The sequence below is a fragment of the Planomicrobium stackebrandtii genome (assembly GCF_030814955.1).
Lineage (GTDB): Bacteria > Bacillota > Bacilli > Bacillales_A > Planococcaceae > Planococcus > Planococcus stackebrandtii.
Genome location: NZ_JAUSWB010000009.1, coordinates 102901 through 127212, shown reverse-complemented (window position 1 = coordinate 127212; position 24312 = coordinate 102901). Strand labels below are relative to the sequence as shown.

24 protein-coding genes and 1 riboswitch are annotated in these 24312 nt (G+C 46.0%); of the genes, 7 read left to right on the top strand and 17 right to left on the bottom strand.

The window, feature by feature from the left end:
- Positions 1–5 precede the first annotated feature (5 nt).
- From mdh to QOZ98_RS16610, 11 genes are all read right to left on the bottom strand, one after another.
- Complete coding sequence (mdh, locus tag QOZ98_RS16660; protein ID WP_308788444.1) at positions 6–944, bottom strand: malate dehydrogenase; 939 nt, start codon at positions 942–944, stop codon at positions 6–8.
- 270 nt (positions 945–1214) lie between these two features.
- The gene (gene icd, locus QOZ98_RS16655) at positions 1215–2483 is read right to left on the bottom strand and encodes an NADP-dependent isocitrate dehydrogenase (protein WP_308788443.1); all 1269 of its coding nucleotides are present in this window, start codon (positions 2481–2483) and stop codon (positions 1215–1217) included.
- A 96-nt stretch (positions 2484–2579) separates the two neighbouring features.
- Positions 2580–3695 carry a citrate synthase gene (citZ, locus tag QOZ98_RS16650; RefSeq protein WP_308788442.1) on the bottom strand — a complete coding sequence of 372 codons (1116 nt, stop codon included), beginning with the start codon at positions 3693–3695 and terminating at the stop codon, positions 2580–2582.
- 187 nt (positions 3696–3882) lie between these two features.
- Entirely contained in the window at positions 3883–4269 is a 387-nt protein-coding gene (locus tag QOZ98_RS16645; RefSeq protein WP_308788441.1) for an FxsA family protein, read from the bottom strand.
- 24 nt (positions 4270–4293) lie between these two features.
- Positions 4294–6054: a pyruvate kinase gene (gene pyk / locus QOZ98_RS16640; protein ID WP_308788440.1), complete on the bottom strand. Its 1761-nt coding sequence runs from the start codon at positions 6052–6054 to the stop codon at positions 4294–4296.
- A 22-nt stretch (positions 6055–6076) separates the two neighbouring features.
- Positions 6077–7036 carry a 6-phosphofructokinase gene (gene pfkA, locus QOZ98_RS16635; RefSeq protein WP_308788439.1) on the bottom strand — a complete coding sequence of 320 codons (960 nt, stop codon included), beginning with the start codon at positions 7034–7036 and terminating at the stop codon, positions 6077–6079.
- A 177-nt stretch (positions 7037–7213) separates the two neighbouring features.
- Positions 7214–8182, bottom strand: a complete 969-nt coding sequence (gene accA, locus QOZ98_RS16630) for an acetyl-CoA carboxylase carboxyl transferase subunit alpha (protein WP_308788438.1) — start codon at positions 8180–8182, stop codon at positions 7214–7216.
- Positions 8175–9047 (bottom strand): acetyl-CoA carboxylase, carboxyltransferase subunit beta, encoded by an 873-nt coding sequence (gene accD / locus QOZ98_RS16625; protein ID WP_308788437.1) that lies wholly within the window; start codon positions 9045–9047, stop codon positions 8175–8177. Before accD ends, accA begins: the two co-directional genes overlap by 8 nt.
- Entirely contained in the window at positions 9031–9681 is a 651-nt protein-coding gene (locus tag QOZ98_RS16620; RefSeq protein ID WP_308788436.1) for a FadR/GntR family transcriptional regulator, read from the bottom strand. The genes accD and QOZ98_RS16620 overlap by 17 nt, the downstream gene beginning before the upstream one ends.
- 113 nt (positions 9682–9794) lie before the next feature.
- Positions 9795–12851, bottom strand: coding sequence for a DNA polymerase III subunit alpha (dnaE, locus tag QOZ98_RS16615; protein WP_407676715.1), 3057 nt, complete (start codon positions 12849–12851; stop codon positions 9795–9797).
- Positions 12852–12869: 18 nt separating this feature from the next.
- Positions 12870–13814, bottom strand: a complete 945-nt coding sequence (locus tag QOZ98_RS16610; RefSeq protein WP_308788434.1) for a DHH family phosphoesterase — start codon at positions 13812–13814, stop codon at positions 12870–12872.
- Positions 13815–13906: 92 nt separating this feature from the next.
- Between QOZ98_RS16610 and QOZ98_RS16605 the strand changes: the two genes are divergently transcribed.
- Positions 13907–14212 (top strand): YtpI family protein, encoded by a 306-nt coding sequence (locus tag QOZ98_RS16605; protein ID WP_308788433.1) that lies wholly within the window; start codon positions 13907–13909, stop codon positions 14210–14212.
- Between the two features lie 90 nt (positions 14213–14302).
- On the opposite strand, the gene QOZ98_RS16600 is transcribed toward QOZ98_RS16605, so the two are convergent.
- Together QOZ98_RS16600 and QOZ98_RS16595 are read right to left on the bottom strand one after the other, a co-directional pair.
- Positions 14303–15610 carry a DRTGG domain-containing protein gene (locus QOZ98_RS16600; protein ID WP_308788432.1) on the bottom strand — a complete coding sequence of 436 codons (1308 nt, stop codon included), beginning with the start codon at positions 15608–15610 and terminating at the stop codon, positions 14303–14305.
- A 180-nt stretch (positions 15611–15790) separates the two neighbouring features.
- Positions 15791–16471: a metal-dependent hydrolase gene (locus QOZ98_RS16595; protein ID WP_308788431.1), complete on the bottom strand. Its 681-nt coding sequence runs from the start codon at positions 16469–16471 to the stop codon at positions 15791–15793.
- Between the two features lie 170 nt (positions 16472–16641).
- Between QOZ98_RS16595 and QOZ98_RS16590 the strand changes: the two genes are divergently transcribed.
- Positions 16642–17739, top strand: a complete 1098-nt coding sequence (locus tag QOZ98_RS16590) for a M24 family metallopeptidase (RefSeq protein WP_308788430.1) — start codon at positions 16642–16644, stop codon at positions 17737–17739.
- 39 nt (positions 17740–17778) lie between these two features.
- Here the strand turns inward: QOZ98_RS16590 and ald are convergent, their stop codons facing one another.
- Complete coding sequence (gene ald / locus QOZ98_RS16585) at positions 17779–18894, bottom strand: alanine dehydrogenase (RefSeq protein ID WP_308788429.1); 1116 nt, start codon at positions 18892–18894, stop codon at positions 17779–17781.
- 248 nt (positions 18895–19142) lie between these two features.
- Here ald and QOZ98_RS16580 point away from each other — a divergent pair, with 248 nt between their 5' ends.
- On the top strand, positions 19143–19649 hold the full coding sequence (locus tag QOZ98_RS16580; protein WP_142829327.1) for a universal stress protein: 507 nt from the start codon (positions 19143–19145) through the stop codon (positions 19647–19649).
- Positions 19650–19805: 156 nt separating this feature from the next.
- A complete protein-coding gene (locus QOZ98_RS16575; protein ID WP_308788428.1) occupies positions 19806–20180 on the top strand; it encodes a VOC family protein in 375 nt (124 codons plus the stop codon).
- 137 nt (positions 20181–20317) lie between these two features.
- On the opposite strand, the gene QOZ98_RS16570 is transcribed toward QOZ98_RS16575, so the two are convergent.
- Together QOZ98_RS16570 and QOZ98_RS16565 are read right to left on the bottom strand one after the other, a co-directional pair.
- On the bottom strand, positions 20318–21256 hold the full coding sequence (locus QOZ98_RS16570; RefSeq protein WP_308788427.1) for an NADP-dependent oxidoreductase: 939 nt from the start codon (positions 21254–21256) through the stop codon (positions 20318–20320).
- Between the two features lie 94 nt (positions 21257–21350).
- The gene (locus QOZ98_RS16565; protein WP_308788426.1) at positions 21351–21752 is read right to left on the bottom strand and encodes a DUF4362 domain-containing protein; all 402 of its coding nucleotides are present in this window, start codon (positions 21750–21752) and stop codon (positions 21351–21353) included.
- Between the two features lie 166 nt (positions 21753–21918).
- Positions 21919–21962: riboswitch (PreQ1 riboswitch) on the top strand.
- Positions 21963–21968: 6 nt separating this feature from the next.
- On the opposite strand from QOZ98_RS16565, the gene queC reads away from it, so the two are divergent.
- From queC to queE, 3 genes are read left to right on the top strand one after another with little or no spacing between them, the layout of a single operon-like run.
- Complete coding sequence (gene queC, locus QOZ98_RS16560; protein ID WP_308788425.1) at positions 21969–22637, top strand: 7-cyano-7-deazaguanine synthase QueC; 669 nt, start codon at positions 21969–21971, stop codon at positions 22635–22637.
- Positions 22634–23059 (top strand): 6-carboxytetrahydropterin synthase QueD, encoded by a 426-nt coding sequence (queD, locus tag QOZ98_RS16555; protein ID WP_308788424.1) that lies wholly within the window; start codon positions 22634–22636, stop codon positions 23057–23059. The genes queC and queD overlap by 4 nt, the downstream gene beginning before the upstream one ends.
- Entirely contained in the window at positions 23056–23763 is a 708-nt protein-coding gene (gene queE / locus QOZ98_RS16550; RefSeq protein WP_308788423.1) for a 7-carboxy-7-deazaguanine synthase QueE, read from the top strand. The genes queD and queE overlap by 4 nt, the downstream gene beginning before the upstream one ends.
- Positions 23764–23889: 126 nt before the next feature.
- On the opposite strand, the gene QOZ98_RS16545 is transcribed toward queE, so the two are convergent.
- Positions 23890–24231: a zinc ribbon domain-containing protein YjdM gene (locus QOZ98_RS16545; RefSeq protein WP_308788422.1), complete on the bottom strand. Its 342-nt coding sequence runs from the start codon at positions 24229–24231 to the stop codon at positions 23890–23892.
- Positions 24232–24312: the final 81 nt, after the last annotated feature.

Genomic DNA, 24312 nt, shown 5'->3' with positions numbered 1-24312 from the left:
ATAAATTAAGCCAGCACTTTCATGACGGCTCTTACTGAATCCGCCGATTGGTTCAATAAGGCTTTCTCTTCTTCGTTTAAGCTAATTTCTATAATCTTTTCAATCCCTTTTGCTCCCAGGATAGTTGGCACGCCTAGATAAATGCCGTCTAACCCATACTCGCCTTCTAAATATGCGATGGCTGGCAAAATGCGGCGCTGATCTTTAATGATCGCCTCCGCCATTTCCACGAGTGACGCTGCAGGCGCATAATAAGCTGAACCATTTCCTAAAAGGTTAACGATCTCTGCTCCGCCTTTGCGTGTCCGCGCCACAATTTCATCCAAGCGTCCTTTGGCAATTAAGGTCTCTAGTGGAATGCCACCTGCATAGGAATAACGAACAAGCGGGACCATATCATCGCCATGTCCACCTAATACGAATCCGGTAACATCTTTGACCGATACATCTAATTCTTCTGCGACAAACGTCCGGAACCGGGCAGAGTCTAATACGCCGGATTGCCCAATCACACGCTCTTTTGGAAAACCGGATGCCTGGAAGACGGTATAAGTCATGGCATCGACCGGATTCGTCAATACGATGATTGTCGTATCAGGAGAATATTTCACAATGTCCGCCGTAACAGCTTTCATAACTTTCTGGTTGGTTTGAACCAAGTCATCCCGGCTCATGCCTGGCTTGCGTGCGATTCCTGCTGTGATAATGACCAGGTCTGAGTCTTTGGTGTCTTCATAATTTGAAGTTCCTGTTACACGGGCATCAAACCCCTGGACAGGACCAGCCTCCGCCATATCCAACGCTTTGCCTTTTGCCGGATTTTCCATCGGCGGAATATCCACTATAACCACATCGCCCAATTCTTTTTGAGCCAACAAGAAAGCCGTTGTAGCTCCTGTAAAACCAGAACCGATTACTGAAATCTTTTTGCGTTTGAATGTCATGAAATATCTCTCCTTTTACAGTATTTGAGTTGTTGTATAAAGTTCACTTTCTACAATCGCTCCGGCCGCTTTGAGCACAGTTAGGAGGTTTAATGAATTGAAACCAAGCCTATTTTATCACTGTATTCATGAAAGATATGGAGCACTTTACTGGAGACTCCTGCAGGTAAGCGATGATCATAAAATCAACTTATATAGCCATAAAACTTAGATTTAACTAATAAATGGTACAAAAAAGGAGGGAAAAAATCCCCTCCCTCTCTTTTACTCTTATAGGTTTTTGATCAATTCATCAGCAAACTCAGAGCATTTCACTTCTGTAGCGCCGTCCATTAGACGTGCGAAGTCATAAGTTACAACTTTAGAAGCAATTGTTTTCTCCATAGAGTTTGTGATCATTGTAGCAGCTTCTACCCATCCTAAATGCTCAAGCATCAAGACGCCTGAAAGAAGTAGAGATGATGGGTTCACTTTATCAAGGCCAGCATATTTAGGTGCTGTACCATGAGTTGCTTCAAAAATAGCATGTCCAGTATCGTAGTTGATGTTCGCTCCAGGAGCGATACCAATTCCGCCTACTTGAGCAGCCAAAGCATCAGAGATGTAATCTCCGTTCAAGTTCATTGTTGCAACAACATCGAACTCGCTTGGGCGTGTAAGGATTTGCTGTAGGAAAATATCAGCGATTGAATCTTTAACAAGGATTTTGCCAGCAGCAAGTGCTTCTTCTTGTGCCTTGTTTGCAGCATCTGTTCCTTGCTCATCTTTGATTGCATCATATTGGTTCCATGTGAACACTTTATCGCCAAACTCTTGCTCAGCAACTTCATAGCCCCAGTTTTTGAAAGCTCCTTCAGTGAACTTCATGATGTTCCCTTTATGGACAAGCGTCAATGATTCACGTTTTTCAGTAATAGCATAGTTGATCGCTGCGCGTACTAAGCGTTTTGTTCCTTCTTCTGAAATCGGTTTGATGCCGATACCTGAAGACTCAGGGAAACGGATGTTTTTAACGCCCATTTCATCCTGAAGGAATGAAATCAATTTTTTCACTTCATCAGATCCGTTAGCGTATTCGATGCCCGCATAAATATCTTCTGTGTTTTCACGGAAAATAACCATATCTGTATCTTCAGGGCGTTTAACCGGTGAAGGTACGCCTTCGAAATAACGGACTGGACGCAGGCAAGTGTACAAATCAAGTTCCTGGCGAAGTGCTACGTTCAATGAACGGATACCGCCGCCGATTGGCGTTGTCAAAGGACCTTTGATTGCGATCAAGTATTCACGGATTATATCAAGAGTTTCTTCAGGAAGCCATTCGCCAGTTTCGTCGAACGCTTTTTGTCCTGCAAGTACTTCTTTCCAAACAATTGATTTTTCGCCGTTATAAGCTTTTGTTACTGCTTCTTCTAAAACACGTGAAGCTGCATACCAGATATCCGGTCCTGTTCCATCACCGATAATGTAAGGAATTACTGCATTGTTAGGAACGTTCAAGATACCGTTTTCTACTGAAATTTTTTCGCCGTTAGCCATGTATAATTTCCTCCTGTGGTCAAAGTCATAGGGCTGCACAGAGTGCAAGCCCTATGAGTTATATTTTTTTATAGTAGTAAATTGCGAAAGAATTTTTTATCTTTCCTCAACTGGCACATAAGTCTGCATGCCCGGTCCGATGTAGTCTGCGCGTGGGCGGATCAACCGGTTGTCCGAGTACTGCTCCAAAATGTGGGCCAGCCAGCCGGATGTGCGGGACACCGCAAAGATTGGCGTGAACAGATCGTGTTCGATGTTCAGGCTGTGGTAGACCGATGCCGAATAGAAATCGACGTTCGGCGGCAGGTTTTTCTGGCCCGTGACGATTTCGTCGATCTTCACCGACATCTCGTACCATTTTTCTTCGCCGCGGATCTTCGTTAATTTCTGGGACATGTCGCGCAAATGCTTCGCGCGCGGGTCGCCCTTGCGGTAGACGCGGTGGCCGAAGCCCATGATTTTTTCTTTGTTCGCCAATTTTTCGTTGATGACTTTCTCGACATTGTCGACCGAGCCGATTTCCGTGAGCATCTTCATGACCTGCTCGTTGGCACCGCCATGAAGCGGGCCTTTCAACGCGCCGATGGCTGCGGTGACGCCGGAATACACATCCGACAACGTCGCGACCGCGACACGTGCCGTGAACGTCGAGGCGTTCAATTCGTGGTCTGCGTGCAGCACCAACGCTTTGTTGAACGCTTCTTCTTCAATCGCTTCCGGCAATTCGCCAGACAGCATATAGAGGAAGTTCGCCGCGAAGCTCAAGTCGGTTTTCGGTGCGACCGGCTCTTGTCCGTTGCGGATGCGGCCAAATGCGGTCACCAACGTTGAAATTTTCGCTTGGATCTTGATGGCTTTGCGGTAGTTTGCTTCCGGTTCCATCACTTCAGCTTCTTCGTCGAACAAGCCGAGCATGGAAACCGCAGTGCGAAGCGCCGCCATTGGGTGGACATGCTTGATGTCGTATGTCTTGAAATGATCCAGTACGGCTTGGGGAACGGCCATATTGTCAGCCAACTGCTGTTTCAGTTCCGCCAATTCGTCTGCTTTCGGCAGGCGCTGGTGCCACAATAAGTAAATCACTTCTTCAAAGCTGGCGTTGACAGCCAGGTCATCAATATCGTAGCCGACGTATGTAAGTGTGTCATCAATGATCGAGCTGATGGCGGATTGGGTTGCTACTACACCTTCTAAACCTTTTGACGATGTCATGTAAATCGCTCCTTCTTCAGTCTAATTCATCATTCCAAAAAAAAATGCAGAATGATGTCTCATCTGCGTTTATGAACTTCTGTTTATATTTCCTTACTTAGCCATTATAATCAACTTTGTAGAATTTGTGAATGGAAACGCTTATAGAAATTAAATTTCCTATAAAAATCGATGGAAATACCCGGGATTATCCAACGATAACCCGGGTATTTTTCATCTTTTTATGAATTACTCGATAAATGAATGGCTTATACATTTTCTGGGTTGGACTAAAAAGCATGGTAAAGCCTACAGCATCAGAGATAAACCCTGGTGTCAGCAGCAAGACTCCACCCACCAGAATGAATGCCGCATTCAATAATTGATCTCCAGGAGCCTGGAAACTGTTCATTCCCTCCTGAATATCCCTGAGCGCTTTTAAGCCCTGTTTCTTTGCGAGAAAAGCACCAATCAAACCGGTTGCCACAATAATTGCCATTGTAGCGAAAAACCCAAGCTTGCCACCTGCCCAAATCAGCAAAGCCAACTCAAGAGACGGCACAATAATTAATGCTAGGAAAATCCATTTCATCATTTTGACCGACCTCCTTACTGATTGTTACAGAACACTGGCATGGCCGTGATAAACGATGCCCGATTCTGCATCCATCGTAATATCGTAATTGTTCTTGATAAGCGAAGTCGCTTCTTTGACGCCGACGATAACCGGAATGCCAAGACTCAAGCCGACAACTGCAGCATGGCTTGTCAATCCGCCTTCTTCTGTTATGATGCCAGCACATTTATTGATGGCTGGCATCATGTCACGATCTGTTCCGATTGTTACGATGATTTTGCCTTCCACGTCAACTGCCAGTGCTTCTTCTGCATTTCTGACAACAACTGTTTCTCCGAAAGCGACGGTCTTGCCGATGCCTTGGCCTTTTGCAAGAATGTCTCCGATAACATGAACTTTCATCAAGTTAGTCGTACCGGCTTGTCCAACTGGAACTCCTGCTGTAATCACGACAAGGTCGCCGTGTTTCACATAACCATGCTTCAAGCTCTCATCCACAGCTTTTTCCAGCAATTCATCTGTCGATTCGACTGAAGTCCCGACGATTGGCTGAACGCCCCATACAAGAGACAGCTTGCGTGCTGGCCGATCTGAAGAGGTTACCGCAATAATCGGTGCGCCAGGACGGTATTTTGAAATCATTTTGGCGGTTGTGCCGCTCTCGGTCGGTGCAATAATGGCCTGAACTTTTAAGTTCAATGCCGTATAGGCAACGGCTTGGCCAATCGCTTCTGTCATATTCGACTCTTTTTCTTTTCTTCTTGTCGAAACAATTTGCTTATAATTTAAAGCGGCTTCTGTCGTTTCGGCGATGCGGTGCATCGTTTCAACGGATTCGACCGGATAAATGCCAGCTGCTGTTTCACCCGATAGCATAATCGCATCCGTGCCGTCAAAAATCGCATTGGCGACGTCACTTGCTTCTGCGCGTGTCGGACGCGGGTTGCGCTGCATGGAATCCAGCATCTGTGTAGCCGTAATGACCGGTTTGCCGGCACTGTTGCATTTTTCGATCAGTGATTTTTGGACCAACGGAACTTCTTCCGGCGGAATTTCTACGCCTAAATCGCCACGTGCAACCATTAAGCCATCGGACACCATGATAATATCATCGATATTGTCGACGCCTTCTTGGTTTTCGATTTTCGGAATGATTTGGATATGTGCACCGTTGTTCTTTTCAAGCAAACCGCGGATTTCCATGACATCTGAACTTCTTCTGACAAATGAAGCCGCAACAAAATCAACATTTTGTTCGATGCCAAACAAGATATCCTGCGCATCTTTTTCCGTAATTCCTGGCAGTTGAACCGAAACGCCTGGCACGTTGACGCCTTTTTTGCTTTTCAGAGTTCCCGCATTTTCAACGATGGTATGGATAATGCCCTGTTCTTTGTCCAGGCTTTCAACACGCAATTCGATCAACCCGTCGTCCAACAAGATGATTGATCCTGTTTCGACATCTTCAATCAACTGTTCATAGGTGATGGAGAACCGCTCAGCCGTTCCAAGCACTTCTGTCATGGATACTTCAATTTTCTGGCCCGTGACCAATTCGATGGAGTTGTTCTCCATTTGGTGCGTCCGGATTTCCGGACCTTTTGTATCCAGCAGAATGCCGACAATTTTGCCGGCTTTGTCGGCTGCTTCACGGATGCGTTTGATGCGCAAGGCATGTTCTTCATGGTTTCCGTGTGAAAAATTTAAGCGGGCGACGTTCATTCCCGCTTCGATTAAGCGTTCAAGCAGTTCAGGTGTTTCACTTGCTGGTCCGATTGTGCAGACAATTTTCGTTTTTCTCAATAAACTCACTCCATTTACCATATTAAATTGCTAATTCTTTAGATAAAGTATACAAACTCATATCAGCATTATGCTCAGCAGTAAATGCTTCTGTCATATCATAGTCTACCACCTGATGATTCTTCATGCCAATAGCTCGTCCTCCGCCGCCGTTCAGCAAAACTTCCACTGCACGGGCACCAAACAAACTGCCCAGGACACGGTCCCGCGCTGTCGGAGATCCGCCGCGCTGGATATGGCCAAGCACAGAAACACGCGTTTCGATATCCGCCTTTTCTTTGATCAGGTCAGCCAGCTCGTTGCCGCCCATAACGCCTTCCGCTACGATGATGATGCTGTGGCGCTTGCCGCGGTCGCGCCCTTTTTGCAGACGGTCGATCATCTCATCGATATCATAACTTTCTTCCGGAATCAGAATGGTTTCTGCTCCACCGGCAAGGCCAGCCCACAGTGCCAAATCGCCTGCATCGCGCCCCATTACTTCCACAATGAAAGTCCGCTCATGGCTTGTCGCCGTGTCGCGAATCTTATCGATTGCTTCAATAACAGTATTGAGCGCTGTATCAAATCCGATTGTGTAATCTGTTCCTGGAATATCGTTGTCAATCGTCCCTGGAACGCCGATGCACGGGAACCCTCGTTCAGTCAAAGCCATCGCTCCACGGTATGAACCATCTCCGCCGATAACCACCAATCCTTCAAGTCCTTCTTTTTTCATTTGCTCAATTGCTTTTAATTGGCCTTCGTTGGTGCGGAACTCATCGCAGCGTGCAGAATACAGCTTAGTGCCTCCGCGCTGAATAATATCGCCAACGTCGCCTGCTTCTAATCTTTTGATGTTGCCTTCAATCAATCCCTGATATCCGGAATAAACGCCAGCCACTTCAATGCCGTGGTATATTCCTTTTCGGACAACCGCACGGACAGCCGCGTTCATGCCCGGTGAATCTCCTCCGCTTGTCAATACTCCAATTTTCTTCATAATACCCCTCCTGCAGTCCATTTACTCTGTTTACCTTACCACGCCGAAGCGCTACTGTCAGTCCTTAAAAGCCGTGCAGCATGTTAAGATTTTGTTTCATTTTACTGACCGGTTCCGAAGAAAGGAGACCTGCCGATAACCTTGGAAATTAAAAAGAACCGCCGAGGCGGTTCTCCGTCATTCACTGAATACACCGATGGATTTGAATTTCCGGTAACGCTGATCAACCAGTTCTTCGCCGGACATGCCATTCAATTCTTCCAGTGAGCGTCGGATCGCTTCTGAAATGATTGAGGCTTGTTTTTTCGGATCGTGGTGGGCACCACCGCGAACTTCTGGAATCATGTGTTCAATTATTTTCATTTGCAACAAATCCGGTGCTGTAATTTTCATCGCCTCGGCTGCTGTTTGCGCTAAAGCAGAGTCCTTCCATAAAATAGAAGCCGCCCCTTCCGGAGAGATAACCGAGAATGTCGAGTTCTCCAGCATCAAAATCTGATTGCCGACACCCAGTGCAAGCGCGCCTCCACTTCCTCCTTCACCAATCACAATCGACAACACCGGTACTTCGAGTCCGGCCATTTCCACCAGATTACGGGCAATCGCTTCGCTTTGGCCACGTTCTTCGGCTGCTTTGCCCGGATATGCGCCTTTCGTGTCAATCAGGCAAATAATCGGCCGTTTGAATTTTTCTGCCTGCTTCATCAGGCGCAATGCTTTCCGGTAGCCTTCCGGATGCGGCATGCCAAAATTCCGTCTGACGTTTTCTTTCGTATCCTTGCCGCGCTGGTGGCCGATAATGGTCACGGGCTGCCCGTGGAAAGAGGCAATCCCGCTGACGATAGCAGCATCATCTCCGTACAGGCGATCTCCGTGCATTTCAATGAAATCATTAAAAATCAAGGGAATATAGTCCAGAGTCGTCGGCCGCTCGGGGTGTCGCGCTACCTGGACGCGGTCCCAAGGTTTCATGTTCTCGTAAATTTCTTCTTCAAGTTTAGAGAATCGATCTTCCAACGATTTGATTTCTGAACTCAAGTCTACTTCAGCCGTAGCGGTGTATTCTTTCAACTCTGAAATCTTTGCCCGCAGCTGAATTAAAGGCTCTTCAAAAGGCATAGATTTTTTTCCGTTTTTCTTAGCCATTTGCCACAGCCCCTTTCGTATGTAGACGTACGATAGTCGACAAAGTATTCTGCATTGACGCGCGGTGAACCACTGCATCCAATTGTCCGTGATCCAGCAAAAATTCAGCTGTCTGGAAATCTTCCGGCAACTTTTCACGAACGGTCTGTTCAATAACCCGGCGGCCTGCAAAGCCGATCAACGCTTTTGGCTCTGCGATATTGATGTCGCCGACTGAAGCAAAACTCGCAGAAACTCCGCCAGTTGTTGGATGCGTCAGAACAGATACAAATAACAATCCCTCGTTGCTGTGTCGCTTTAACGCAACGCTGGTTTTCGCCATCTGCATTAAAGACAGCACACCTTCTTGCATACGTGCCCCGCCACTCGCTGTAAAAATGATAAATGGCAATTTGCGGTCTGTAGCCGTTTCAATGGCGCGTGTAATTTTTTCGCCGACAACGGAACCCATCGAACCCATACGAAAATGTGAATCCATCACAGCCAAAACGATGTCCTGTCCTTGTAATTTGCCAGAACCTGTTAATACAGCTTCGTTCAAACCGGTTTTTTCGCTGTCTGCCTGCACTTTCTCTGCATACCCCGGAAAACCGAGTGGATTTTCCGATTTTAAATGGTCATCCATCGACTCAAAGCTTCCTGCATCCAATAAGCCACTGATACGTTCATGCGCAGTCATTTTAAAATGATGGTCGCATTTTGGGCAAACTTTATTGTTTTTTTCCAGATCTTTCGTCAACGTAATTTCCTTGCAGTTCGGGCATTTGGTCATTAAGCCTTCTGGAACATCTTTTGCGGCTTTTGAAGGCATGGTAGCTTCTTTGCTGTCTTTGTTGCGTTTAAAAATATCACGAATAATTGCCATTGCGTATTCTCTCCTTTTGTAGCCATTCGCTCCAAGCCTTAAACTCGCGAATGGCTGTATCTGCGTCTTGCCGCTCAATAGCGGTTAATATATCGTTCATGCGGTCTATTTCTTCTGAAGATACGGTTCCATCATATGGATTGCCGCTGTATTGCTTCAATAAGAACCAGATTTTCAATGACAAGCGGTTGCCTGATAACACCATCAGTTCACGGACAAAATCTTCTCGCTGAAAACTTTCGCCTTCGAGGCGCAGCCGGAAACTGTCCCAGATCTTCATCTGGCTGGCAGCTTCATTTTGGCAAATCTCATGGATAGCTGCCATTTCATGAATTTGGCGCGTTCGCCAAACATCTTCATGTGATTGGTTATCCTGCAGGACGAAAGTTGACAAGACTTCAACCAATTTATGGTTTCTGTAATCAGACAAAAACGTGCCTTCCCCCCTGCGTGTTTCAATCAATCCCAACAACTCCAGGCTGCGCAGCGCTTCCCGCAAAGTTGAACGACCGACCTGCATGGTTTCGGCCAATTCCCTTTCAGATGGAATGCGGTCGCCTGGCTTGATTTTTTCTTGCCGAATCATGTCACGAATGTCCCGTACTATGTCCAAATATCGTTTCGATTGATTCATGGCGGTTCCTCAGTTCCCATTTTTTTGAAAGTGGTCTGGCCACTCATATCCTTTACCTTACAAAAAAAATTGTGCTACGTAAAGAAAAAACTGCTTTTCTTTGAGAAAAGCAGTCAAGTTTCTATCGTTTTGCATATAATAGCCGTTTTTTGATTGCGGTTTTCAACTACCCCGTGGATTTCCAGAATTGCCTGCGGTTCCAAAAGAAGATTGTATTTCGCATACTCTACCGGAAACAGCGTCACGGAAACCGGTCCTGTTTCATCCATCAAAGTCAAAAATGCCATGGCATCCCCTTTTTTTGTTCGGATCCGCTTGATGTCATCAACCATCCCCAAAACAGTTACCGTTTCTCTATCGCCTTTAGTTTTCAGCGATTTCAATTCATGAAAAATTTTCTGGCGACTTTCTTTTTCGCGTTCTATCGGATGCTTGGATAAGTAAAATCCAAGAACATCTTTTTCGTAGTCGAGTTTCAGCGTCTCAGGCATATCTGCTGCCTTGGTGTACTTCGGCTTCATAAAACTGGATCCCATATCATCAAACAATCCGGGATCTTCGGTCGGCTTGACCAATTCAGCGTGCTTGATGGCGCTGTCGAGAGATGCCAATAAAACACTGCGGTCGTGGCCGAACTCGTCGAGTGCACCTGCTTTGATCAGCGGTTCAAACGATTTGCGGTTGAAATGCAAAGCCGAAATGCGTTCAGCAATATTGAACAAACTGCTGAATGGCCCTTCTTCTCTGGCAGCAAGCAGTGCCCTGACCGTTGTTCCCGGAACCCCTTTTATCGCATTCAACCCAATCCGCACCTGCCCTTCTTCTACAGAAAACGAATGGCGGCTTTTTTGAATGGACGGCGGCAGCAACGGAATTTTCTTTTCTTTAATTTCCTGCAGCAGTTGTTTGGTTTTTTCTGTATTGCCGGCACTGTTGGCCAACAAGCCGGTATAGAAATAGACCGGGTAGTGGGCTTTCATATAGCTCAGCTGATAGGAAATCATGCTATAGGCGACAGCATGGCTTTTCGGAAAGCCATAATCCGCGAAACGAACGATCAAATCATAAACTTCCCCTGCTTCCGCTTCGGTAAATCCTTTCTCTTTTGCTCCACCGACAAAGTGCGCCCGCTCTTCATCCAAAATCTCCCGTTTCTTTTTGCTGACGGCTCGGCGCAGCAGATCGGCTTCTCCCAGTGAAAAGCCGGCCATTTTCGCGGCAATGTGCATAATCTGCTCCTGGTAGACGATAACGCCATAGGTCTCACTCAGAATTGGTTCGAGAATCGGATGGACGTATTTCACGGCTTCCTGTTTATGCTTCCGTCTGGCGTACAAAGGAATAAATTCCATGGGACCTGGCCGGAACAGGGCATTGACAGCGACAATGTCGCCAAATGCCGTTGGTTTGATTTGCTGGAGTGCGCGGCGCATCCCATCAGACTCTAATTGGAAGACACCGGTCGTATCGCCCGATGCCAATAGCTTGTAAGTTTTTTCATCTTTGAGCGGAATGCTTCTGTAGTCGATTCGTTTTTTGGTATCCCAATAAATCAGGCTTCGGATCTGCTCCAAAATCGTTAAATTCCGCAGGCCGAGGAAATCCATTTTCAACAAGCCGATTGCTTCTAGTTCCTGCATTGGCCATTGCGTCAAAAAGATGCCTTCGTTTCCCTTTTCGATCGGAACATGTTCAACCAGCGGTGTCGGGCTTAAAATTACACCCGCCGCATGGGTGGAGGCATGGCGCGGCAAGCCTTCCAATTTCAAAGCTGTCTTGAACCAGGATTTGCGCTCTTCCCGTTCCACAATCCAGGCATTCAGAGCCGGAGACTCTTTCAGGGCGGATCGGAGCGTCGTTCCTGGCCGGTTCGGTATCATTTTTGAAATAGCTTCAAGCTCTTCCGCTTCAAAACCGAATACACGGGCCGTATCACGGGCAACCGCTTTAGCCGACAAGGTACCAAATGTAATAATCTGCGCTGTTCGGACCGCACCGTATTTTTTTGCTACATAGTCTACCACTTCGTGGCGTCTATGGTCAGCAAAATCAATGTCGATATCCGGCAATGTGACACGCTCCGGATTTAAAAAGCGCTCAAAAAGCAAACCATGCTCGAGAGGGTCCACATCGGTAATTTTCAATGAATAGGCAACGAGCGAACTGGCCGAAGATCCACGTCCCGGACCTGTCATAATATCCTGGTCTCTGGCATATTTCATGAAATCTGCGACTATCAGGAAATAATCGATAAAGCCCATTGTTCCGATTACTGACAGTTCGTAGTCCAGTCTGTCCTGGTAAAGTTTTGAAAAACCTGGTACCCGATCAGCTAATCCCGTTTTGCACAACTCAGCAATAAAAGCAGCTTTGTCGGTTTCTTGAGCCAACGGAAATACCGGAAGCAGTTGGCGATTCATCGGAATTGCCACCTGGCAGCTTTCCAGCAGATCCGCAGTGCGCTGGAGCCATTCCGGATGATCGGCAAACCAGGATTCGAATTCCGTACGGCTTGGCACGTATGCAAACAGATGCTCAGGCTTCTGCCTTTCCGGATCATTTATCTTCTGCCCTTGGCCGATTGCTGAGGCCACCTCATATGCAAAAGCATCCTGTTCAAACAGATAACGGCTTTCGTGTGTTGCAATTATCGGCAGCTCCATGTTTTCGCAGATTTCAGCAAATGCCGGCTCCTGTTCAGACAGAATTCCGCCTGGCCTGTCAATACTGCCGAACGCTGCCGAGCCAAATAAATCCTTTATGTATTCAAACACCGGTTTGCGGTCCGTCAGCAGCCACTCAAGTTTATTCGGAATAACACAGATCAGGCCTTCCCGGTAAGCTTTCAGCCATTGCTCCGGAATGGACTCTTTTTCCCTTGTGGACAAGGCGCTGGAAATCTTTAAGAGGTTGCTATAGCCTTTATTCGATTGGGCATACAAAACGACCGGGTAGTGCAATTCTTCATACTCGATAAATGCCGAAAGGCCGACCACCCCATGGATGCCGGCACGGCGGCATTCTTCCCAAAATGGAAGAATACCGTATAGTTTAGTGTTGACGATTGCAGCTGAAACGGCTCCTTGTTCCTTTAAATACGGGAAAAGTTGGTCAAGGCGCACCGTACTTTTCAGCAAATCAGCCGATGTGCTTATATGCGGATAAACCATTGCCAACAGACCTCCTCCTTATTTTGCGGCAGCGCAGATTTCAGCAAGGCGCTGAATGACCAGATCGGCTTCCTCCCACGAATAGGCTGTTGCACCGGAAGCCATTGGATGGCCACCGCCTCCGAATTCTTTCGCTAAAGTATTGATGATCGGGCCTTTTGAACGCAGGCGCACCCGGATTTCCGTATCTTCTTCAATTAAAATAACCCAGGCTTTCATGCCTTTGACATTGCCGAGCGAACCCACCAGCAAAGATGTATCGGTTGCCGTCACACTAAATTCCTTTAGGATGTCTTTGGTGATTTTGACATGTGCAGCACCATTTTCATCCATTTTGAAATTTTGGTACATATAACCTTGCAGATGCAATAATTTTCGGTCCATTTCGTACATGCCATTATGCAGTTCATTGCGGTCGAATTCGAATTTGATCAGTTCGCCTGCAATCGCAAATGTTTTTTGCGTCGTACTTGGGAAAAGAAAGCGTCCGGTGTCGCCAATAATTCCCGCATACAGTAAACGAGCTGCCTTTGCGGACAAAGTCCAGCCTTCGTGTTCACTTCCATATGCAAATAGTTCATAAATCAATTCCGAAGCCGAGCTTGCCGTTGTATCAACGGATACAATATCGCCATAAGCATCGTCATTCGGATGATGATCGATTTTAATTAGTTTCGCGCCTGTTTTGTAGCGCTGATCATCGACACGCTCTGTGTTGGCGGTATCGGTCACGATGACCAATGCACCTTCGAAATCCTGATCTTCCACTGCATCAGGAAAATCCAGAAAGTCCATTGTGTAATCATGTGTTCCGGCTGCCAAAATTCGCTTGTCCGGATAATTTTGCTCCAATAAGTATTTTAGGCCGAGCTGAGATCCGTAAGCATCTGGATCCGGACGCACATGGCGGTGAATAATGATGGTGCTGTATTGCTTAATTGTGTCGATGATTTGACTGTTCATTCTCGAGTTCCTCCATTTATAAGGAAATCCATTCGCAATTTTGCTCAATTCTCAGTACAATGATAATGAGTTTTGGAATTCAGGAGGTCCCTATGTTAATATTCGTTGTTTTAATCATTGTATCATTTGTCATTTATTTTTATAACAAAACCAAGCAATTCCGTACGCGCACCGTTTTGCCGATCAGAAAGAAATGGTATGCTGCACGAGCTTCGATGGCGCTGGGAAGTTTTATGGCCTTGTTCGGAATCAACCAGCTGTTCGTATTTCAAAGTGCAATCACGTATATCGTTTCAGCCATTTTTATCGTCCTTGGGCTTGCCCTGGTTTATTACAATTACAAAGCATCACGGCATTATCAGGCATTCCTTGAAGAAGAAGCTGACTTAAATCCTTAAGCAGCTTCTCTCAACAGAATGTTCAGGCAGCAGATCCACTCCCAATCGAGTGAACCTGCTGCCTTTTTGCTGCCTGAAAAAGAGGTAAATTCAGCGATCCAACAATTGGAAGGTCAACATCGCCTTGCCGACAATTTCCTGATCAAGAGATACATCAACTTCAACTTTTGCGGATTTACGGCTAATGTCCAAAATATTGGGACGGACAAACACCAGCGCATCCAGCTGAACCGGTTTTAGAAAGTATATTGATATATTTTCCAACACACTATCTTTGCGGTTTTTTGTTTTTAAAGCCGCTCCTGCCGCTTCTGTGAGAATCATCGTATACGCACCGTGGGAAATCGATCCATAAGCATTGGTCATCTGTGGTGTAACGCGAAATTCCAAAATCAGTTTGTCATTTGACTGCTGTTGAAGCTGGCTTTTGATGATGTCATCGATTGTCTCACCCTGCTGAGGCTGACGTTGGGCAGTTTGTATCGCTTTTAATACATCCTGCCTGCTGATGACGCCTTTCAGCTTGCCGTGGTCATCTGCAACCGGCATTAAATCGATGCCTTCCCAAATCATGCGGTGGCCTGCAGCTGCGACACTCGTCTGCATCGAGACAGTGATGGGATCTTTGGTCATCACTTTTTCCACTAACTCGGAAGGCGGATGCCCAATAACATCCCGTGATGTAATGATACCAACCAGTTTGTTTGAATGATCGACCACAGGAAAACCGCCATGAGTCGTTTGTTCATTCAATTCATGATAGCGTCTGATCGGCTCTTTCAGCGTCAAGTACGCCGTTACTTCCAGTGGAATCAAAATATCTTCTATTAAAAGAATTTCCTTTTTGATCAATTGGTCATAGATCGCCCGGTTGATCATTGTCGCTACCGTGAAGGTATCGTAGCTGGTCGAAATAACCGGCAATTCAAACTCATCCGCGAGTTTCTTTACTCCTTCGGACGCTTCAAATCCACCAGTCACAAGCACGGCTGCTCCCGCACGCAAAGCGTATTCATGGGCTTTATAGCGATTGCCGACAATCAATAAATTGCCCGCTTCCGTATAACGCATCATATCTTCCAGCTGCATCGCACCGATTACGAATTTGTTCAATGATTTATGCAATCCGGCTCTGCCGCCCAATACCTGCCCGTCAACAATGTTAACGATTTCAGCATAAGTCAGCCGCTCGATATTTTCTTTCTTTTTGCGTTCAATCCGAATCGTTCCGACACGTTCAATGGTCGAAACCAATCGCTTTGTTTCCGCTTCTTTGATTGCCCGGTAAGCAGTCCCTTCACTCACTTGAAGCTCCTTGGCAATACGCCGCACCGAAATCTTTTCGCCAACGGCTAATGTCTCAATATAATCCAATATCTGTTCATGTTTAGTCGCCATGATTTCACCCATTCTTTCTGCGTTCATGTACCTAATAGTGTAGCATAATTAATAGAAAAGTGGAGACGGGCGTTCTGCTTCGACAGGCCTATGAACGAGCGGTTGCAGCACGGAACACAACAGTTGTGAAGAAAATAAAAATACCCGAAAAGCCTGAGCTCTCCGAGTATTGCCGCTTAATTATAATTCAATGCTGCCGCCTGGCTGCAGGATGTTAACTTCTGCATTTTTGACTAAGGACTTGAAATGCTCAGGGTCCTGTTTGATTGGCGGGAATGTATTGAAGTGGATGGGCACCACCACTTTCGGCTTTAGCAATTCAACCGCGTAAGCCGCATCTTCCGGCCCCATCGTGAAAAAGTCGCCGATTGGCACAAATGCCACATCAATATCATTCCTTTTGCCAATAATCTCCATATCTCCAAAGACTTCGGTATCACCTGCATGGTAAACTGTTTTGCCTTCTGCTTTAAAGAGGATTCCAGCTGGCATGCCGCCGTAAATCGCTTCCCCTTCTTCTGTTGTATACGAAGAGCTATGAAATGCCTTTGTAAATTTCACCAAACCAAAATCGAATTCATGGGCGCCGCCTAAGTTCATGCCGACTGCGTTGACTCCCTGGCTTCCAAGATAATTGGCGAGTTCGACTGGAGCTACCACTTGCGCATTATTGCTTTTGGCTAATTCAATAGTATCCCCCACATGATCGTTATGGGCATGCGTCAAAAGAATGGCATCCGGCTTTTCATCGGCTGCCTTCAAATCGGTCAATTCGTTGCCATTAATAAATGGATCTATTAAAATCGTGAACTCACCTGTTTTGATTTTTACAACTGAATGGCCGTGATATGAAATATGCATACTATCCCTCCAATGAATTTGTTGATGGTTACTGGAAAAGTTGAACTCATTATTTTTAATGATAGCTATTCTGCTGTGGATATTCCACAAGTGAAAGCTAATAGTTCAACTTACATAGCTGTTTTATACCCTGATTTTTGATATGCTACACATGTAGAGGAGGAATACATATGACTAAAATCAAGCAATTACAAAACTATTTAAAAGAGCAATCGATCGATGCGGCGTTTATTACCGATCCCTTTAACGTCTTTTACGTCAGCGGCTTCCAAAGCAACCCACACGAGCGCCTGCTGGGTGTCATGGTATTCGCTGAAGCCGAACCATTTTTGATCTGTCCGAAAATGGAAATGCCGGATGCAAAAAATGCCGGATGGGCCGGCGAAATTGTCGGCCACGAAGACACGCAAAATTCCATGGAGATCTTACACAATACCGCCCAGTCTCGCGGAATCGATTTGAAAACCATGGCGATTGAAAAAGCGCATATGACAGTTGACCGATATGATGCCATCCTTTCACTATTTGGCTCACTTACAATTGTTCAATTAGACGAGCAGCTGAATGCTATGCGTGTCATTAAGGACGAGGCAGAACTTCAGATTTTGCGTGAAGCGGCGGCATTAGCCGATTACGCCATCGAAGTAGCGGCTAAGACAATCAAAGAAGGCATCACCGAAATTGAAGTGATGACGGAAATCGAATTGGCTTTGAAAAAACGCGGCGTCACCCATATGTCATTCGACACAACTGTATTGGCAGGAGACAAAGCCGCCTCGCCGCATGGCAAGACCGGAGAACGGAAACTGCAAAATGGCGATTTGGTATTATTCGACTTGGGCGTTGTGCATAAAGGATACTGCTCGGATATCACCCGCACCTTAGCGCTTGGAGAACCTGGCAAAGAGCAGAAAGCGGTATACGATATTGTATTGAAGGCTGAAACGGCAGCGCTCGAGGCAGTCAAGCCTGGCGTCACAGCAGCTGAACTGGATCAGATTTCACGCAAAGTCATTACGGATGCCGGATACGGGGAGTATTTCACACACCGCCTCGGCCATGGCCTTGGCATATCGGTACACGAATTCCCTTCTATTCACGGAGCAAATCCGATGACAATGGAAAAAGGAATGGTCTTTACACTGGAACCCGGCATCTATGTTCCTGGAAAAGTCGGTGTCCGCATTGAAGACGATGTAGCAGTTACAGAAGATGGCTACGAAGTATTGACGAAATTCCCGAAAGAACTTCAAATTATCACAAATTAATCGAAAAAAGCGGCACCGGAATCTTTCCGGTGCCGCTTTTTAGCCTAAAATCTCATCAACTGATTTGTACTGCAACCCTTGATCCGCAGCTACCGCTTGATAGGTAACGTGCCCTGCCAGCGTGTTGACCCCTTTTTTCAGCGCCTCATTGTCCCGGACCGCCTGAATAAATCCTTTATTGGCAATTTGGACTGCGTATGGCACCGTTACGTTTGTCAATCCGATAGTCGAAGTTCTTGGAACAGCTCCAGGCATATTCGCCACAGCATAATGGACAACTCCGTGTTTTACATAGGTCGGATCGTCGTGTGTTGTAATGCGGTCGCTGGTCTCAAAAATTCCGCCTTGGTCAATGGCAATATCAACTACAACCGATCTTGGTTTCATCGATTGGATCATTTCCTCCGTCACCAGCTTGGGTGCCTTGGCGCCAGGAATCAATACGGCTCCAATGACCAGGTCCGCTTTTCTGACGGATTCGGCAATATTCAGCGGATTGGACATCAGCGTTTGGACATCCTGTCCGAACTGATCATCCAATTGACGCAGGCGATCCGGATTTAAATCCAAAATTGTGACGCTGGCCCCCATGCCCACAGCCACTTTTGCAGCATTGGTTCCGGCAACGCCAGCACCGATCACACAGACATTGCCGCGTCCCACACCTGGAATACCGCCCAGCAGAATACCGGCGCCTCCATGTATCTTCTCCAGAAATTGCGCCCCGATCTGCGTTGACATCCGTCCTGCCACTTCGCTCATTGGCGTCAGCAAAGGCAGGGAATTATTCGGCAGCTGTACCGTTTCGTAAGCAATGCCCGTCACCTTTGCATCCAGCAGCGCTTGTGTCAATTCTTTTTCCGGCGCCAAATGCAGGTAAGTGAATAAAATCTGCCCTTCGCGGAAATATTGGTATTCTTCCGGTTCCGGCTCTTTCACTTTCATGACCATCTCCTGCGCCCATGCCTCTTCTGCCGTAGCAACAATTTTTGCTCCCGCAGTTCTGTAGTCTTCATCGGCAAATCCAGAACCAAGCCCAGCCCCATTTTCAATAAAGACCTCGTGGCCGTACAGTGTTAAGTTGACTACACCGGCCGGAGTCATCGCAATCCGGTTTTCGTTATTTTTCACTTCTGTCGGTACCCCAATGCGCATCTCGAACCCCCATTTCCAATTAATGATCTGTTAGAATAAAAGAATTTTCTGAAATCATCTATATTTTAACAGAAATAATGGATTTCTGCTCTTATTCGCTACTTTATTACCGGTTATCAACCCATTTAAAAGGGAAAATAGTCGCCATTAATTAGACAAAAAATTCATGAAATTAACTTCAATTTAGCAGGAACTCTGGAACTTATAGCGAATCTCTTAATAGTGAGAGACAAAAGGAGGAATTTAGGATGACATTAAAGTACAGTCAAATTCTAGTTGCAGTCGATGGTTCCAAAGAAGCCGAGTGGGCATTTAAAAAATCGGTGGGGATCGCCAAACGGAACAACGCCACATTAAATTTGGTGAATGTCATCGATACCCGGTCATTTGCTGCTATCGAAGCGTACGACCGCTCGATTGCTGACCGCGCTCAAAAGTTTGCAGAAGATTTACTGGATGACTACAAAAAAGAAGCTTTAGCCGGCGGTGTTGAAAAAGTAAACATCGTAGTCGATTACGGTTCTCCAAAAACGATGATTTCACGTGATTTAGCTCAAAAAGTGGAAGCTGACCTTATTATTTGTGGTGCTACCGGATTGAACGCCGTAGAACGTTTCTTGATCGGCAGTGTTTCGGAACATATTGTCCGTTCCGCTAAATGCGATGTTTTGGTCGTACGCACAGAAGAAGCTCAGGACGATGCACCAAAGGAATACTATTCAGAAGACAAATCAGGCAAGCCTGAAAACTTTTAACCTTCATGGACAGATAAGAATCTGTATTTCGGCAATAGACGTCCGGCAATAAAAGCTGGAGCGCAATGAGTTTTCGCAATATCGACCATCTGAGCTTTTTCGCTTGATGGTCTTTTTTTAGTTAAAGATATAGTAAGCTGCAAAGGAGCTGAAAACATGATCAGTAAAATTGGGCAGGTTATGTTATATGTCAACAATCAAGACGAAGCGGTAGAATTCTGGTCAAAAAAATTGGGGTTTACTGTCGTAGCTGATGAGAATAGCCACGGAATGAGATGGATAGAAATTGCTTCAGCAGAAGGGGCTGAAACGAGCATCATTCTGCATAACAAAGAAACTGTCGCACAGATGTCGCTCGGAGTAAAGTTAGGCACCCCCTCCTTAATGTTTATCACTGAAAATGCTGATAAACTTTATAAGGAGTTTACAAACAAAAACATTACAGTTGGAGACATTATAGACATGCCTTCAGGCAAAGTATTTAATTTTGCGGACAATGAGGACAATTACTTTGCGGTTATGGAAAAATAAGATTCAAACAAAAAATTTGGAGGTCCACTCAGGCCATGCCTAAAAGTTATCTCAAAATAAAGAGGTTTTGGAAGGAGTACATTCCAAAACCTCTTTTGTTTATTGCTCAGCCTTTCCATATTTGTAAAAAGGCTTTTTTAAGATTTGATTTTGATGACAATTTTGCCACGGGCGTGATGGGATTCACTCAGTTCGTGGGCGTCCTTCAGTCCCTGCTCGGTAAACTCAAACACGTGGCCAATCGCAGGCTTTAACTCGCCTGACACGAATAAATGAGCCAATTTTTGCAATTGCTCGCCGTTCGGCTCTAACCAAAAATCACTGGCTTTGACCCCATGTTCTTCAGCTTTTTCTGCAGAAGGCTGGCCGGCAATCGAAATCAGTTTGCCGCCTTTTTTAAGGACTTTGAAGCTTTTGTCCAACACTTCCCCACCCATCGTATCCAGTACTGCATCGAAATTTTCGAGCAGCTCACTAAAGTCCTCTTCACTGTAATTGATCACCCGGTTTGCTCCGAGGGATTTGACCAGTTCATCGTTTTTATCGCTCGCCGTTGTTGCGACATATGCACCGATGCTGTTGGCAATCTGAATGGCCATGCTGCCAACACCGCCTGCTCCGGCATGGATCAGCACCTTGTCCCCTTTTTTCACTTCTGCAAAGCCGACAATGCATTGATAGGCAGTCAGACCAGTCAATGGAATGGCTGCGCCTTGCTCAAAAGTCATACTCTCCGGCATATGGGCCAACAGTTCCATTTCGACAGGAACGAACTCTGCATAAGTTCCTTGTCGAGTGGTAGCCGGTCTGGCGAATACCCGGTCACCAACACTGTAATGTTTGACGTTTTTGCCGACTTCAGCAACGACTCCTGCAGCATCCCAGCCTAGAATGATGGGAAATTCCCACGGCAGCATATCTTTTAAATAGCCTTCACGCAATTTCCAGTCAATAGGATTGATCGAAGTGGCATGGACTTCAACCAGCACTTGATTGTCATTAATGGCCGGTTTTTCCATTTCTCTTTCTTTCAATTGTTCTTTGCCGCCATAATTGTCGATGACTATCGCTTTCATCTCACATCTCCCCTTCCGTATCCGTTATTATCAAATATACCCTTTTGCAGAAATTGTATGCCTTATTGAAATGTAAAGAAAGCTTTAACAGCAGTTATTCCGTTAAGTGTAGAATGGTATCCAATCCCTCTTCAGGATCACACCCTTCGAGCACATAAACTTCTTCAGTTTCAGAGGACAGGATGACCATCGATTCACATTCTCTTGCGACAATCTCCCCGGAACCGTATTGGTCTTCAGTGAAATCTTCCACCGATTCAATAACAGTGCCATCGTATGACAGGTCTTGATAGATAGGGTCTCCTTCTGTTGTGTAGCTGATGATTCTGACCGCGTCCTTTTTTCCATTTTCCATATTTTCATAAAACCTGTATAAGCGTTCTTCATTGGCAACATCACCATGTAAATTTTCGATAATATCACCTTCGCTAAAAGTTTGACGATTGCATGCAGTTGCCGCTAGAAAAACCAACACGATCAACAAAGTTTTTTTCATCCCTATCCCTCCCATCCTTTCTAGATTAGACGCATGTATCGTCCAATAATTACAAAGCGGGCTGCAGATCATTCTCTAAAACAGGATGTTGTCTGGCACACTGTTAATTTTCATTTCCTTAAAGCTGCTTGCTTGTCGGACAATATGTTATTATTAATCCTGTTCGCTTAAAGAGGTTCGCAAACTCCCTCTCTAAAAAACTAAGGAGTGTCTCAAATGAAAAATGAAAAAGCGGTTGTCGTTTTCAGCGGCGGCCAGGACAGCACCACTTGCCTATTTTGGGCAATTAAAAATTTCAAAGAAGTTGCTACGGTGACATTTGATTATGGCCAGCGCCATTCGGCTGAAATCGAATGTGCCCGAAAAATTGCGGAAGAACTTGGCGTCTCATTTAAAGTACTGGATATGAGCTTGATCAACCAGCTGTCTGCAAATGCTTTGACGCGCAACGATATTGAAGTGAACGCCGAAGAAGAAGGCGGACTGCCATCCACTTTTGTGCCAGGCAGAAACCATTTGTTTTTATCTTTTGCAGCCGTGTATGCAGATGCACTCGGCTCCCGGCATTTAATCACAGGCGTCAGCCAAACAGATTTCAGCGGCTACCCGGATTGCCGCGATACTTTTATCCGCTCGTTGAACGTCACGTTGAATTTGGCGATGGACAAACAGTTTATCCTCCATACTCCATTAATGTGGCTGGATAAAGCTGACGTTTGGGAGCTATCTGATACACTGGGCGCCCTCGATTTCGTGCAGGAAAAAACATTGACTTGCTATCACGGCATCCCAAGCACTGGCTGCGGCGAATGCCCGTCCTGCAAATTGCGCAATGAGGGACTTGCCCGGTACCAGGCGAAAAAATCGGCGGGTGCTGTCGAATGATGCAGCAATTTTATCCGACAACTGCCCACGATTTTCAATTTGAGCTGAATAAAGACCTGCATTTTTCTGCAGCGCATTTTATTCCAAGTGAAGATGCCGGAAAATGCCAGGTTATGCACGGCCATACGTATCACCTCAACATCACCATCGCCGGCAATGAGCTCGATGCGACCGGCTTTTTGATTGATTTTAAATTAGTGAAAGAATTGATCCACAAAAAATACGATCACAGCGTATTGAACGACCATCCGGAGTTCGCTGATAAGTTCCCAACCACTGAACTTCTTGCCCAGCAAGTATGGCAATCGATTCAACAAGTTTTGAAAACCAAGAACAACCGCCCGAATTGCCTGCAGGTCATTGTTCGTGAAACACCGACAAGCTACGTGGTATTTCGTCCGCGCAAGGGGGATCTGTCATGAGGATTCCGGTAATGGAAATTTTCGGCCCGACAATACAAGGTGAAGGCATGGTCATGGGTCAAAAAACCATGTTCGTACGTACGGCAGGGTGCGATTATTCCTGTTCCTGGTGCGATTCGAAATTCACCTGGGACGGCACAGGAACCAGCACTTCCAAGCAGCCTGCCGACATAGTTGAAGAGCTCATTCAAATTGGAGGCGCTGCATTTTCACACGTAACCATTTCGGGCGGCAATCCTGCTCTTCATAAAGGCATCGGCGAATTGGTCGAGTTGTGCCATCAGCAGGGCTGGAAAGTGGCTGTTGAAACGCAAGCCTCTATTTGGCAGGACTGGCTGGTGGAAATCGATGACATCACGCTATCACCAAAACCGCCCAGCTCTGGAATGAAGACGGATTTTGCAAAGCTGGACTTGTTTATGGAGAAGTTGCTGCATGCCAATGTCAGCCTAAAAGTCGTCGTTTTTGACCAAGATGATTTTGCCTATGCAGAAGGGCTTCATCAGCGTTATCCAGCGGCCCCATTTTTCTTGCAGACCGGAAACGATGATACCGCTACAACTGATGACGCACAGCTGGTTTCCAACTTGCTGCATCGTTATGAGCAATTAATTGATTACCATATCAGTTCCCCAATCATGAACGATGCTAAGGTGCTGCCGCAATTGCATACGTTGGTATGGGGCAATAAGCGCGGCGTTTGATCTGCGGGACCAAGGGTCAACTTATACAACTTAAGAAATCAGTTTTACGGTTCAATTACCCTGGCCTATAAAATCTTAAAGACCCTGCCCAAACTTATTAAAAAGTTTGGGCAGGGTCTTTTCGAGTTATGCTTTTTTGACAAATTCCGATTTCAGTTTCATGGCTCCAAAGCCATCAATTTTGCAGTCGATGTCATGATCCCCATCGACCAGTCGAATGCTTTTTACTTTCGTACCAATTTTCAAAGTCGATGAACTGCCTTTGACTTTCAGATCTTTGATGACAGTGACTGCATCTCCGTCTTTTAAAGGCGTGCCGTTTGCATCTCGGATAATTTTTTCTGCATCTGTACTTTCGGCTTCAGCAAAGGGGCTCCATTCATGTGCACATTCAGGGCATACCAGCAAGCTGCCGTCTTCGTAAGTGTAGTCAGAGTTGCATTCAGGGCAATTTGGCAAAGTTTCCATTTGTTGTTTTCCTCCAGGCGGCCTTCCGTTGGATCAAGTGCAGACAAGGCCGATCTTTTTCACCAGTATACCAGAGTAAAC

What these genes read in the sequence shown, in the direction of transcription:
- icd (WP_308788443.1), bottom strand. Translation starts at nt 2,483, where the DNA reads ATGGCTAACGGCGAAAAAATTTCAGTAGAAAACGGTATCTTGAACGTT.
- QOZ98_RS16595 (WP_308788431.1), bottom strand. Translation starts at nt 16,471, where the DNA reads ATGCATATTTCATATCACGGCCATTCAGTTGTAAAAATCAAAACAGGT.
- QOZ98_RS16620 (WP_308788436.1), bottom strand. Translation starts at nt 9,681, where the DNA reads ATGAATCAATCGAAACGATATTTGGACATAGTACGGGACATTCGTGAC.
- citZ (WP_308788442.1), bottom strand. Translation starts at nt 3,695, where the DNA reads ATGACATCGTCAAAAGGTTTAGAAGGTGTAGTAGCAACCCAATCCGCC.
- accA (WP_308788438.1), bottom strand. Translation starts at nt 8,182, where the DNA reads ATGGCTAAGAAAAACGGAAAAAAATCTATGCCTTTTGAAGAGCCTTTA.
- QOZ98_RS16605 (WP_308788433.1), top strand. Translation starts at nt 13,907, where the DNA reads ATGTTAATATTCGTTGTTTTAATCATTGTATCATTTGTCATTTATTTT.
- queC (WP_308788425.1), top strand. Translation starts at nt 21,969, where the DNA reads ATGAAAAATGAAAAAGCGGTTGTCGTTTTCAGCGGCGGCCAGGACAGC.
- QOZ98_RS16575 (WP_308788428.1), top strand. Translation starts at nt 19,806, where the DNA reads ATGATCAGTAAAATTGGGCAGGTTATGTTATATGTCAACAATCAAGAC.
- QOZ98_RS16645 (WP_308788441.1), bottom strand. Translation starts at nt 4,269, where the DNA reads ATGATGAAATGGATTTTCCTAGCATTAATTATTGTGCCGTCTCTTGAG.
- QOZ98_RS16580 (WP_142829327.1), top strand. Translation starts at nt 19,143, where the DNA reads ATGACATTAAAGTACAGTCAAATTCTAGTTGCAGTCGATGGTTCCAAA.
- accD (WP_308788437.1), bottom strand. Translation starts at nt 9,047, where the DNA reads ATGGCAATTATTCGTGATATTTTTAAACGCAACAAAGACAGCAAAGAA.
- QOZ98_RS16610 (WP_308788434.1), bottom strand. Translation starts at nt 13,814, where the DNA reads ATGAACAGTCAAATCATCGACACAATTAAGCAATACAGCACCATCATT.
- QOZ98_RS16570 (WP_308788427.1), bottom strand. Translation starts at nt 21,256, where the DNA reads ATGAAAGCGATAGTCATCGACAATTATGGCGGCAAAGAACAATTGAAA.
- QOZ98_RS16545 (WP_308788422.1), bottom strand. Translation starts at nt 24,231, where the DNA reads ATGGAAACTTTGCCAAATTGCCCTGAATGCAACTCTGACTACACTTAC.
- queD (WP_308788424.1), top strand. Translation starts at nt 22,634, where the DNA reads ATGATGCAGCAATTTTATCCGACAACTGCCCACGATTTTCAATTTGAG.
- ald (WP_308788429.1), bottom strand. Translation starts at nt 18,894, where the DNA reads ATGCGCATTGGGGTACCGACAGAAGTGAAAAATAACGAAAACCGGATT.
- dnaE (WP_407676715.1), bottom strand. Translation starts at nt 12,851, where the DNA reads ATGGTTTATCCGCATATAAGCACATCGGCTGATTTGCTGAAAAGTACG.
- QOZ98_RS16590 (WP_308788430.1), top strand. Translation starts at nt 16,642, where the DNA reads ATGACTAAAATCAAGCAATTACAAAACTATTTAAAAGAGCAATCGATC.
- mdh (WP_308788444.1), bottom strand. Translation starts at nt 944, where the DNA reads ATGACATTCAAACGCAAAAAGATTTCAGTAATCGGTTCTGGTTTTACA.
- QOZ98_RS16565 (WP_308788426.1), bottom strand. Translation starts at nt 21,752, where the DNA reads ATGAAAAAAACTTTGTTGATCGTGTTGGTTTTTCTAGCGGCAACTGCA.
- QOZ98_RS16600 (WP_308788432.1), bottom strand. Translation starts at nt 15,610, where the DNA reads ATGGCGACTAAACATGAACAGATATTGGATTATATTGAGACATTAGCC.
- queE (WP_308788423.1), top strand. Translation starts at nt 23,056, where the DNA reads ATGAGGATTCCGGTAATGGAAATTTTCGGCCCGACAATACAAGGTGAA.
- pfkA (WP_308788439.1), bottom strand. Translation starts at nt 7,036, where the DNA reads ATGAAGAAAATTGGAGTATTGACAAGCGGAGGAGATTCACCGGGCATG.